Annotated in this window: 8 protein-coding genes; 2 read left to right on the top strand and 6 right to left on the bottom strand. The window is 74.2% G+C overall.

Features of this window, described 5'->3' with window-relative positions:
- Nucleotides 1-34 precede the first annotated feature (34 nt).
- Nucleotides 35-865, top strand: a complete 831-nt coding sequence (locus tag ACFXKZ_RS24495) for a hypothetical protein (RefSeq protein WP_380003090.1) — start codon at nt 35-37, stop codon at nt 863-865.
- A 204-nt stretch (nt 866-1,069) separates the two neighbouring features.
- A complete protein-coding gene (locus ACFXKZ_RS24490) occupies nt 1,070-4,978 on the top strand; it encodes an AAA family ATPase (protein WP_380003089.1) in 3,909 nt (1,302 codons plus the stop codon).
- Between the two features lie 53 nt (nt 4,979-5,031).
- On the opposite strand, the gene ACFXKZ_RS24485 is transcribed toward ACFXKZ_RS24490, so the two are convergent.
- From ACFXKZ_RS24485 to infB, 6 genes are all read right to left on the bottom strand, one after another.
- Entirely contained in the window at nt 5,032-5,982 is a 951-nt protein-coding gene (locus ACFXKZ_RS24485; protein ID WP_380003088.1) for a bifunctional riboflavin kinase/FAD synthetase, read from the bottom strand.
- Between the two features lie 115 nt (nt 5,983-6,097).
- The gene (truB, locus tag ACFXKZ_RS24480) at nt 6,098-6,991 is read right to left on the bottom strand and encodes a tRNA pseudouridine(55) synthase TruB (RefSeq protein WP_380003087.1); all 894 of its coding nucleotides are present in this window, start codon (nt 6,989-6,991) and stop codon (nt 6,098-6,100) included.
- A complete protein-coding gene (locus tag ACFXKZ_RS24475) occupies nt 6,988-8,118 on the bottom strand; it encodes a bifunctional oligoribonuclease/PAP phosphatase NrnA (protein WP_380003086.1) in 1,131 nt (376 codons plus the stop codon). Before ACFXKZ_RS24475 ends, truB begins: the two co-directional genes overlap by 4 nt.
- Nucleotides 8,115-8,609 (bottom strand): 30S ribosome-binding factor RbfA, encoded by a 495-nt coding sequence (rbfA, locus tag ACFXKZ_RS24470; RefSeq protein WP_380003085.1) that lies wholly within the window; start codon nt 8,607-8,609, stop codon nt 8,115-8,117. Before rbfA ends, ACFXKZ_RS24475 begins: the two co-directional genes overlap by 4 nt.
- A gap of 167 nt (nt 8,610-8,776) precedes the next feature.
- A complete protein-coding gene (locus ACFXKZ_RS24465) occupies nt 8,777-9,070 on the bottom strand; it encodes a DUF503 domain-containing protein (RefSeq protein WP_078977441.1) in 294 nt (97 codons plus the stop codon).
- A gap of 224 nt (nt 9,071-9,294) precedes the next feature.
- On the bottom strand, nt 9,295-12,468 hold the full coding sequence (infB, locus tag ACFXKZ_RS24460) for a translation initiation factor IF-2 (protein WP_380003084.1): 3,174 nt from the start codon (nt 12,466-12,468) through the stop codon (nt 9,295-9,297).
- Nucleotides 12,469-12,491: the final 23 nt, after the last annotated feature.

The raw sequence follows: 12,491 nt of genomic DNA, 5'->3' as shown, positions 1-12,491 counted from the left end.
GTCACATGTGCATGTGTACGGGGAGGATCCACCTGTGAGCACGACCAACACCGGCCGCGGCCGACGTCGGGCGCCGAACGGGCGCAATCCGGCCCCCGCGCCGACGCCGACCCCGACCCCGACCCCGGGGTCCGGCACCCCCGCACCACGGCCGGCGCGCCGCGGGGGCCTGGCCCGCTTGATCGGCCCGCGCCACGAGCGACACCTGCTGACCGCCGCCCAGTTGCCCGCGCTCGGCCTGCCGGTGGGCGACGACGGCGTGGTGATCGGGGTCGACGCGGATCGTGATCCGGCGGTCCTGGGCCTGTTCCGGCCCGAGCCGCTGGAGGTGGCGTTCGTCGGCGGCGCGTATGTGGTGCAGATCATCGCGTTGCGGGCGGCGGCGATCGGCGCCCGGGTGGCGATCGAGTCCGGCCGTCCGCAGCTGTGGTCCGCGATGGCCCAGGCCGCGGGCGGCGCGCAGCCGTGCGTGACGGTGCATCAGGTGGGTCGGCTCGGCCCGCAAGGCCCCACTCCGGGCAGCCCGGTCCTGGTCGTCCGCGACTGCGGCGCCCGGCCGCCGCGCAATCGGCTCGCGCCGGCCGCCTGGCAGACCACGCTGACCCTGCTGCCCTTCCTCGACCCGGCGCAGGCCCGGCAGCGGATCGGCGCGGGCGTCGGGCTGATCGGCATCCAGCGGGTCTCGCCGATGGAGGCGCAGGCTGCCGCGACCGTGCTGAGCCTGCCCGGCGAGGACGAGGCCGCGCTGCCCACGCTCGCCGACGAGCTGACCCTGTGGAGCACCAGGAAATCGCGCAAGTACGTGATGCTGACGCCCACTCGGGCCGAACTCGACCTGCTCGGACCGCCGCGCCGGATGGACTGACCCGGTGTCCGGGCACACCGACCGCGCGGTTCCGCGCACCGCCTCGACGCGAACAGGGGACGGACCGGCGACGACCGCCGACGCCGCTGACTACGCTGTGAGGCTCGTGTAGGGGGCAACCTCGACCCTGGTCGGGGTACGGCCGACGGCGGCGCCGTGTGCTCTGATGCCGAGCCGCCTCCGGACGATCGGAAGGACCACACCGTGAGCAGCGAGCAGGACGGCGCACACATCGAGGCGGGGGCGGACGAGGAAGAGGAGTGGTCGGGACCCGACTTCACCATGCCCTCGTGGTACACCCACCAGGACGGCGGCGCGCCCGCGCCACCCCCGTCCGGGGTCCGTGCGCCCGCACCACCGGGGCCGAGCCAGGCGCCCCGCTACGGCAGTGAGGACCCCACGCTCGTGCCGCCGGCACGCACGCCGGACGCGCCCGCGCCGCTGCCGTACGGGGCGGACCACGGCGCCGCGCACCCGGCCGGACCGACCGCCGGCGCACCGGGCCCGTACGGCTCCGGCGCACCGGTACCGCCGCCCGCCGGTCCGCCCGGAACGGGCGCCCCGCCGCACGAGCCCACCCACCGACCGCCGGCCGGCGACCCCCGCGCGCACGAGGCCCGCACGCACGAGCCCGCGCCCCCGGCCGCCGTCGACCACGGCGCGCACCGCCCGGCCGGGCCCGGCGAGGCGCACCCGAACACCGCGCCCCAGGCCCCACCGGCGTTCGGCACGGGCGAGCCGACCACCGTCGTCCCGCCGCAGTACACCCCACCCGAGCCCGCGGCCCCCCTGCCGTACGGCGGCCAACCACCCGTCGCGCAGGACCGCCCCGGCCCGACCTTCACCCCCGGCGACCAGACCATGGTCATGCCGCCGGTGACCGATCCGGACCGCCCGGGCCCGGCCACCCCGCCGGCCGCCCGGGACAACCGACCGGATCAGCCGTTCACCCCCGGCGACCCGACAACGGTCGTGCCCCCGTCCCTCGACCGGGACCACCCGGGCGCGCCCGTACCGACGGACGACCGGACGACGGTCGCACCGCCCTCCCACGACCAAAACCGCCCGGACCCGACCTTCACCCCGGGTGACCCGACGATGGTCGTCCCGCCGTCGTTCGACGGAAACCGGACCGAGCCCACTCCCCCGGCCGACGACCGCACCACCGTCGTCCCGCTGTCCGGCGACCCCAACCACCCCGGCCCGGCCCACACACCCGGCGACCCGACCATGGTCGTACCGCCTTCCCACGACCCGAGCCGGCCGACCACGGAACCGGCCGAGCCCGGTCCCGCCGACCCGCCCACCGGCGCTCCGGTCGACGCGGCCCCGGACGGCTCGGAGCGCCCGGAGCCGATCGAGCCGCCCCGCCCCGACGTCGAGGCCGGCGACGCGCGCCCGGCCGACACCGCGGCCCCGGAGCAGTCGCCCGCCGGTCCGCCCGGCGACGCCGCCCCGCAGCCCGACTCCGCACCCGACCGCGCCGACGACGCGCCCCCGGCGGCGGAAGCCCGCCCGGACACGCCCGCGCCGTTCGACCCGCAGGACGTACCCACCACCCCCGCCGGCGGCACGCCGATCCCCGGCCTCTCCGCCGACGAACCGGCCCCGGCCGCCCCGGAAGCCCTCCCGACCCAGCCGGCCGACGCACCCGCGCCGCCACCGCAGTCGCCACAGGGCTACGACCAGCACCCCCAGGCGGACCCGTACACCCCCCACGCCGGCGAAGCACAGCCGCCCCGGGCCCCCGAAGCGACGGAGGTGCCGCAGCCACCGGCCGCCGCGCATCCGCAACAGCCCCAGCCCCCCGCCCCGCCGGCCGCCCCCGCGCAACAGCCGCCCGCCGGCGCGTACCCGCCCTACGGACAGCCCCAGCAGCCGCCCCCGCCCCAGGGCGGGCCGCTGCCCTACCCGCAGTACCAGGGCCCGGCGCACCCGGGCGCCCCGCAGCCCTATCCCGGTCAGCAGGGCGCCCCGACCCCCGATCAGGCGACCCGGCTGATCCCACCCGTCACCGACGACATGGCCGCACCGCCCGGCGTCCCGCAGCAGGGCCCGCCGACCGGTGCCCCGCCGCGCCCGATGACGGCCCCGCAGGGTTCGCCGCTGCCGCCGCCGGCCTGGACCGGCTCCGCCCCCGGCCACGGCGAGGCCTGGGGCGGCTCGGCACCGCCGCCGACCGGGCAACCGCTGCCGCCGCCGAGTGGTGCGCCGATCGCGCCCCCGCAGCAGCAGCGCGACGAACGTTCGTGGATGCGCCGTGCCTTCGGCGGCGGCAACGACCAGACCACCGCGCCGGAGCAACAGGAGCACGGCGGCCAACCGCCGTACGCCCAGGCCCCCGGCCCCTACCAGCAGGCCCCCGCCCCGTACGCCCAGGGCACCCCGCCGCACGGCGCCCCCGGCCCACAGGCCCACGCCCCATACCCACAGCCCGATCCGCAGCAGGGCGGCCCCAACCCGTACGCCCAGGCACAGCCGGGTCAGCCGCCCTACGGCCAGGCACCCCCCGGCCCCCAGGGACCGGACTACGCCCAGGGCGCGCCCTACGGACAGCCCAACCCCGGCCACCCGCAACCGCCCTACGCCCAGGGCACCCCGCCCCAGGGCGCCCCGGCCCCGCAGCAGCCCCCGTACGGCCAACCCCCCGTCGCCGCCCAGCCCCCCGAGGCCCAACCGCCCCACCAGGGCACGCCCCCACACGGCGCCCCCGGCCCCCAGGCGGCACCGGCAGCACAGGGACAGCCAGTACAACCGGGACAACCGGGACAACCGGGACAGCCAGGGCAACCGGGATACCCCAACCACCCCACACCCCAACACCTCAACCCGGCCGACCCATACGCCGCCCAACCCCCCGAGGCGCCCCAGCCCTACCACCCGGGCACCCCGCCCCAGGGCAACCCGCAGCCCCAGCAGCAGCCCTGGTCCCCCGACGGCGGCGGCGCCCCGGCGCGCACCGTCGGCGGCGCCCCCCTCGGCTACACCGCGGCCGTCGAACTGACCAGCGACCGCCTGCTGCGCAAACAACCGCAACCCCGCCGGCAGACCCCGCGCTTCCGGCTCGGCGGCAAGTCCGCCGACGCCCGTCGCGCCGAACGCCTCGAACGCATCCGCACACCCGTCCTGGGCTGCTACCGGATCGCGGTGATCAGCCTCAAGGGCGGCGTCGGCAAGACCACGACCACCACCGCCCTCGGCTCGACCCTGGCCACCGAGCGCCAGGACCGGGTGATCGCGATCGACGCCAACCCGGACGCCGGCACCCTCGGCCGCCGGGTCCGCCGGGAGACCGGCGCGACCATTCGCGACCTGGTCAACTCGATGGCCCACGTGCACAGTTACATGGACATCCGGCGGTTCACCTCACAGTCGTCCAGCGGCCTGGAGATCCTGGCCAACGACGTGGACCCGGCGGTGTCGACCACGTTCAACGACGACGACTACCGCTCGGTGATCGACCTGCTCGGCAAGCAGTACCCGATCATCCTGACCGACTCCGGCACCGGCCTGCTCTACAGCGCGATGCGCGGAGTCCTGGACCTGGCCCACCAGTTGATCGTGATCAGCACGCCCAGCGTGGACGGCGCGACCAGCGCCAGCACCACACTCGACTGGCTGGTCGCACACGGCTACGCCGACCTCGTGGCCAACAGCATCACGGTGATCTCCGGGGTCCGCGAGACCGGCAAGATGGTCAAGACCGAGGACATCGTCGCCCACTTCGAGACCCGCTGCCGCGCGGTCGTGGTCGTCCCCTTCGACGAACACCTGTCCGCGGGCGCCGAGTTGGACCTCGACATGATGCGCCCCAAGACCCGCGAGGCGTACTTCGAACTCGCCGCGCTGGTCGCCGAGGACTTCCACCGCACCCAGCCCGGCGAGCAACAGCAGCAGTGGCAACCGCAGTACGGGCAACAACCGCCGCAGCAGCCCTATTACGGCCAACCGCAACAGCAGCCATACCAACAGCAGCAACAGCACCCGCAACAACCGCACCCACAACACCAACAACACCAACAACAGCCGCAGCACCCGCAACAACCACAGCCCCAACAGCCGTACTACCAGCAGCCCCCGCCCGGCGACTGGCAACCACCGCGACAGGGCTGAACGCACGAGGGCCGCCCCGGAGAACATCTCCGGGGCGGCCCTCGTCGGTTCACTCAGCCCGCGGTGTCGAGATCCGTCGCGTCGATCAACTCGCGTGCCCGCTTCACGTCCCGCGCCATCTGGTCGAGCAGGTCGTCGACCGACTCGAACCGCACGGTCCCGCGCAGGTATTCGAGGAAGTCCACGGCGACGTGCACCCCGTACAGGTCGAGGTCGGTCCGGTCCAGCGCGTACGCCTCGACCCGGCGCTCCGTACCGTCGAAGGTCGGGTTCGTCCCGATCGAGATCGCCGCCGGCAACCGCTCGCCGTCGATCACCAGCCACCCCGCGTACACCCCGTCGGCCGGAATCGCCGTATACGGAAGCACCTCGAGGTTGGCCGTCGGATAGCCCAGTTCGCGCCCGCGCTGGTCCCCGCGCACCACCACACCCTCGACCCGGTGCGGCCGGCCGAGCAGTTCGGCCGCGCCCGCCACGTCGCCCTCGGCGACCCGGGCCCGGACCACGGTGGACGAGAAGGTCACCTCGCCGGAGACGAACAGCTCCGGCTCGACGACGGTGAAGTCGTTCGCCACGCCCAACTCCTCCAAGAGGGCGACGTTGCCCGTCGCCTTGTGGCCGAAACGGAAGTTGCGTCCCTCGACCACCACGGCCGCGTGCAGCGTGTCCACCAGTACCTGGCGGACGAAGTCGACCGCGCTCTGCCGGGAGAATTCGAGGGTGAACGGGAGCACCAGGACCGCCGCCACCCCGAGGTCCGCCATCAACTGCGCGCGCCGGTAATGCGGCGTCAGCAGCGGCGGATGGCTGCCCGGGCGGACCACCTCGCTGGGGTGCGGGTCGAACGTGACCACGACCACGGGCAGACCGCGCTCGCGACCGATCTCGACCGCTCGGCCGATCGTCCGCCGGTGTCCGCGATGCACACCGTCATAGGACCCGATCGTGACGACGGAGCGTCCCCAATCGCTGGGGACGTCCTCCAAGCCCCGCCAACGCTGCACCGTAACCGCTCCTCGTTCTCCGTGGTGTGTCGCGGGTCCAGCCTCCCACGTACCGGCCCCCACCCGGCCCCGACCCCGCCGTGGCAACGATCACCCCGGACCCGAGCCGACAACCTCAGCCCACGAACACCGCAAGCGGCCGGGCCACGCCCCCGCTGTTCTCCACCAACGCCAGAAAGGTCCCGTCCGGCCCGAACACGCCCACCGGCCCCGACGCCGCGTCCGCCGGCAGCCGCCCGCCGTGCGAGACCGCCCGCGCCTCGTCCTCGCTCACCTCGCGGCGCGGGAAGGCCGCCGCCGCCGCGTCCGCGATCGGCAACACGCCGAAGGACTCCTCCAGCTCCTCCAGCGTGCGAGCCCGGTCCAGGCCGTACGGACCGACCCTGGTGCGCCGCAGCGCCGTCAGGTGGCCGCCCACGCCGAGCCCGGTGCCCAAGTCCCGGGCCAGCGCCCGGATGTAGGTGCCGGACGAGCAGGTCACCCGCACGTCCAGGTCGATCGTCTCGCCCTCGCGCCGGGTGGCCAGCACCTCGAACGCGGACACGGTGACCGGTCGGGCGGCCAGCTCGAACTCCTCGCCGGCCCGCACCCGCGAGTAGGAACGCTTGCCGTCGATCTTGATCGCCGACACCTTCGAGGGCACCTGCATGATCGGCCCGGTCAGCGCGGCCACTCCCGCCGCGATCGCGGCGTCGCCCACATGCCCGGCCGGGGTCGCATCGGTGACCTCGCCCTCGGCATCGTCGGTGACCGTGTTCTGCCCGAGCCGGATCGTGCCGTCGTAGCCCTTCTCGGTGAGCGCGAGGTGGCCGAGCAGGCGGGTGGCCTTCTCGACACCGATCACCAGGACGCCGGTGGCCATCGGGTCCAACGTCCCGGCGTGGCCCACCCGACGGGTGCCGGCGATCCGGCGCAGCCGGCCCACCACGTCGTGCGAGGTCAGTCCGGCCGGCTTGTCCACGATCACCAGACCGTCGGGCGGCGGGGGTCCTGCGTTGCGGCGCTTCACGCGTCGTCTCCCGGGGTTGCCTGCGCCGGGGCGACCGGCAGTAGTGCGTCGGCGAGGAGGTCCCGGAATCGGGCCACCACCTCGGCCGGTGGATCGTATGCGGTGAAACCCGCCGCGAACGCGTGTCCACCGCCGCCGAAGGCCCCGCAGACCCGTCCCAGGTCCACCGCACCCTTGGACCGCGCGGAGGCGCGCAGCGCGCCGTCGTCGTCCTCCTTGAGCACCAGCGCGACCTCGGCCTCGCCGCTCTTGCGGACCACGTCGATCACGCCCTCGATCTCGTCCAGGCGGATCCCGTGCGCGGCCCGCTCGGCGCGGGTGATCACCGTGGACACCAAGCCCAGGCCGCCGGCCGCGCCGGTGTCGAGCCGGGCCCCGGCGAGGGCGGCGGCGAGCACCTTGAGGTAGCCGAACCGGCAGGTGTCCCAGATCGCCCGCTGGATCAGGTCGTGCCGTATCCCCGTGGCCATCAGCCGGGCCGCGAAGGTGTGCGTCTCCGGCGTGGTCCCCACGTACTTGAACGAGCCCGTGTCGGTGACCAGACCGGTGTACAGCGCGGTGGCGATGTCGGCGGTCAGCGTGGCGCCGAGCCGGGTGATCAACTCGTCGGCGAGCACCGCGGTGGCGGGCGCGTCGATGTCGATCAGGTGGTGGGTGCCGAACCGGGTGTTGGAAGCGTGGTGGTCCACCACCAGGAGCGCTCCGGCCGCCTTTGCCTTGCCTTCCAGCAGGCCCAGCCGGGCCGAACCGGCCGCGTCGAAGACCGCGACCAGCTCCGGCTCCTCGGGGACCTCGGTGTGCGGCACCAGCAGGTCCTGACCGGGCAGGAACTCCAACGAGGACGGCACCACGAGGGGATCGTCGCCGTAGGAGACCCGCACGCTCCGCCCCAGCTCGCGCAGCGCGAGCCCGACGGCGAGCGCCGAACCCAGCGCGTCGCCGTCGGGGCTGACGTGTGCCAGCAGGGTGATGTCCTCGGCCGTCAGGAGCAGGCGTACCGCCTCGTCCCAGTCGGCCGCACCCGGCGCGGTCGGCGGCCTCGTCTCCGCGTCGGAACCACCGCCGGTCCGCGGCTTCGCTCCCGCGGCCGGACCGGAGTCCCGGTCCGCCGCCACGCCTGGTGTCAAGGTCGGTCGCCCTCCTGTGTGTCCGCCTTGGTCTGCGCCGTCGACTCGTCGTCGGAGTCGTCGGCGTCGCCCGCGGCCGGGGTCCGATAGGGGTCCGCGTCACCGGCGTAGCCGGCGCCCGCGGCGGTTGAGCGTACCGCCGCATCGGCCTGCTGCGCCCGGGCGAGGAGATCGTCGATGAGTTTGGCGCTGTCCGGAAGGGCGTCGGCGACGAACGTCAGCGACGGGGTGTGGCGCACGCCGGTCTGCCGGCCCACCTCGCTGCGGAGCACGCCCTTGGCGCTCTCCAGCGCGGCGGCGGTCGCCGCGCGCTCGATCTCGTCGCCGTAGACCGTGTAGAACACGGTCGCCTCACGGAGGTCACCCGTCACTCGTGCGGCGGTGATCGTCACGAACCCCAGACGGGGGTCCTTGATCCGGCGCTCCAAGGTCTCCGCGACCACGACCTGGATGCGGTCCGCGAGTTTGCGCGCCCGCGCGGTGTCGGCCACTGATCCTCCTGCGATTGCTCGGCATTTCGGCGGGGTCCCCCGCGCCCGGGGTCACCGGGCGCGGGAGCCGCTCTCGTTCTTCTTCCCTGCGACTGCGACGACCACGGCCGGGGTCGCGACCGGAGGTCGCGGCCACGGCGACCGCGACCGCCGTCGCCGCCGGTCCGTCAGTCGTCGTCCCCGTACACCCTGCGGCGTGCGGAGAGCAGATCCAACTCGGGCCGGCCCGCGACGAGCCGCTCGCAGCTGTCCAACACCTCGGCGCACCGCTCGACGGTCGCGGAGACCACCGCGACCCCGATCACGCTGCGCCGATGCAAATCCTGATGCTCCACCTCGGCGGCGGCAACGGCATTCTTGCGCTGAAGGTCCGCCAGGATGGGGCGGATCAAAGATCGTTTTTCCTTCAACGAGTGCACATCGCCGAACAACACATCGAGGCTGATCGTTCCCACAAACATAGGCGACGGGCCTGGCCGGCCCGGGAGGCCTCGGGTCGGGGCCACCGGGGCCGCCGACGAAAAGAGCCGGGCACGCACGTCGCGGCCCGGATACCACCACACTGCTTCGCGACACGGCGGATCCACCCGGTGTGCACCGGGCGGATCCGCCGCCTCGTCTCGGCGGGTTCGAGTGCCTTCGACCACCGGATCGGCGGCCGGAGGCGCTCGAACGCCCTACCGGATCAGCCTCGCGGCTTCTCCCGCATCTCGAACGTCTCGATGATGTCCTCGACCTTGATGTCGTTGAACGAACCGAGGTTGATACCGCACTCGAAGCCCTCGCGGACCTCGGTGACGTCGTCCTTCTCGCGGCGCAGGCCCTCGACGTTGAGGTTGTCGGCGACCACGGCCCCCTGCCGGATGATCCGCGCCTTGGTGTTGCGCTTGATCGTCCCGCCGGTGACCATGCAGCCCGCGATGTTGCCGAGCTTGGAGGAGCGGAACACCGCGCGGATCTGCGCCGTGCCCAGCTGGACCTCTTCGAACTCGGGCTTGAGCATGCCCTTGAGCGCGGCCTCGATCTCCTCGATGGCCTGGTAGATCACCGAGTAGAAGCGGATGTCGACGCCCTCGCGGTCGGCCATCGTCCGCGCCCGGCCCTCCGGCCGGACGTTGAAGCCGATGATGATCGCGTCCGAGGCCATCGCCAGAGTGACGTTGGACTCGGTGATGGCACCGACGCCGCGGTCGATGATCCGCAGCTCGACCTCTTCGCCGACGTCCAGGTTGAGCAGCGCGTCCTCCAACGCCTCCACCGAACCGGAGCCGTCGCCCTTGAGGATGAGGTTGAGCTGCTGCATCTCGCCGGCCTTGAGGGCCTTGTCCAGGTCCTCCAGCGAGACCCGCTTCGACCGACGGGCCAGGACCGCGTTGCGCTCCCGGGCCGCCCGCTTCTCGGCGATCTGCCGCGCGGTGCGCTCTTCCTCGACCACGAGGAAGTTGTCACCGGCGCCGGGCACCGAGGTCAGGCCGAGCACCATGACCGGACGCGACGGCGTGGCCTCGGTGAGGTTGTTGCCGTTCTCGTCGATCATCGCGCGGACGCGGCCGTAGGCCTCGCCGACCACGATGGCGTCGCCGATGTGCAGCGTGCCGCGCTGGACCAGGACGGTGGCGACCGGGCCGCGGCCCTTGTCGAGGTGACCCTCGATCGCGATGCCCTGGGCCTCCTGGTGCGGGTTGGCGGTGAGCTCCAGCGCCGCGTCGGCGGTCAGCACGACCGCTTCGAGCAGGTCGTCGATGCCCATGCCCTGCTTCGCCGAGATGTCGACGAACATCGTGTCGCCGCCGTACTCCTCGGCCACGAGCCCGTACTCGGTGAGCTGGCCGCGCACCTTGGTCGGGTCCGCGCCCTCCTTGTCGATCTTGTTGACCGCCACCACGATCGGCACGCCCGCGGCCTGCGCGTGGTTGAGCGCCTCGATCGTCTGCGGCTTCACGCCGTCGTCCGCCGCGACCACGAGGATCGCGATGTCCGTCGACTTGGCGCCGCGGGCACGCATGGCGGTGAACGCCTCGTGACCGGGGGTGTCGATCAGGGTGATCTTGCGGTCGACGTCGTTGACCGTGGTCGCGACCTGGTAGGCACCGATGTGCTGGGTGATGCCACCGGCCTCGCCCGCGATCACGTTCGTCTTGCGGATCGCGTCGAGCAGGCGGGTCTTGCCGTGGTCGACGTGACCCATGACGGTGACCACCGGCGGACGCGCCTCGAGGTCGTCCTCGTCGCCCTCGTCCTCGCCCCATTCGAGGTCGAAGGACTCGAGCAGCTCGCGGTCCTCCTCCTCCGGGGAGACGATCTGGATCACGAAGTCGAGCTCGGCCCCGAGGGTCTGCAGCTCGTCGTCGCTCACCGACTGCGTCGCGGTCAGCATCGAGCCCAGGTTGAACATGATCTGGACCAGTGCCGCCGGGTTCGCGTTGATCTTCTCCGCGAAGTCGGTGAGCGAGGCACCGCGCGACATCCGGACGACGCGCCCGTTGCCGCGAGGAGCCATCACGCCACCGGCGGACGGAGCCTGCATCTGGTCGAACTCTTGACGACGCTGACGCTTCGACTTGCGCGCGCGGCCCGGACGCCCACCGGGACGACCGAACGCGCCCTGCGTGCCGCCGCGACCACCCGGGCCGCCACGACCGCCGCCGCCGGGACGACCGGCGAAGCCGCCGCCACCACCGGGACGACCCGGAGCGCCGCCGCCACCACCGCCGGGACGGGGACCGCCGAAGCCGCCACCGCCACCACCGGGACGACCGCCACCGCCGCCGGCACCCGCCGGACGACCGCCGCCGCCACCGGGACCGGGACGACCGGGCGCACCGCCCGGACGGCCGGGACCACCCGGGCCACGCGCGGGCGCCGGACGGTTGGGCATCATGCCCGGGTTCGGACGCGGGCCACCGGGGCCTGCGCTACCGCCCGGACGCGGACCCGCGGGACCACCCGAACCACCCGGACGCGGGCCGGCGGCCGCAGGACCCTGCGGACGCGGCGGCATGCCGCCCGGGGTGGGGCGACCGCCGCCGGCGGCCTGCGGCCGCGGCATACCGGTGCTGCCCGAGGTGAAGGGGTTGTTGCCCGGACGCGGACCGGCCGGACGCGCGCCACCCGGACGGGGGGCACCACCCTGACCGGGACCACCGGCACGCGGGCCACCGGCGGACGGTGCGCCGCCGGTACGCGGACCGGAGGAGCGCTCGCCGCGCTCGGGACGGTCACCGCGCTCGGGACGACCACCGGGGCCGCCCTGACCGGGACCACCCGGACGCGGACCCGGACGGCTGCCCGCCGCCGGACCCGAGGAGGCCGCGGCGGGACGGTCCGAACGCGGACCGCGCTCGGCGGGACCGCGGTCGCCCTGGCCACGCTCGGCCGGACCGCGCTCGGCGGGACGTGCGGCCGGACGCGGACCCGGAGCGGGCGCGCCGCCCGGACGCGGACCCGACTGTGCCGCGGGACGCTCCGCCTGACGCGGGGCGGCCGGAGCCGCCTCCGCGGCCGGCGCGGCCGGCACCACGGGCGGGGCGGTGCTGCCCTGGGGGGCCGGGCGCGGCGTCGGGCGCGGGCCCGGCGTCGGCGCACCCGCCGGGCGCGGGCCCGGAGCGGGGGCAGGGCGCGAGGCGCCCTGCGGGGAGGGGGCACCCTGCGACGCACCGGACGAGGCCGGCGGACGCGGGGCGCGGCGGGCGGGCCCGCCTTCCGTCTTGAGTGCTTCCGTCAATTTGCGAACAACCGGCGCCTCGATCGTCGAGGACGCCGAACGAACGAACTCACCGAGTTCTTGGAGCTTGGCCATGACGACCTTGCTCTCGACTCCGAACTCCTTGGCGAGTTCGTATACCCGGACCTTTGCCACGTCGCTCCTTCTGGTCCGGGGTT

The organism is Embleya sp. NPDC059237, assembly GCF_042754105.1.
In the GTDB taxonomy this organism is placed as follows: Bacteria; Actinomycetota; Actinomycetes; order Streptomycetales; family Streptomycetaceae; genus Embleya.
This window is presented reverse-complemented; position numbering and strand designations above follow the sequence as displayed.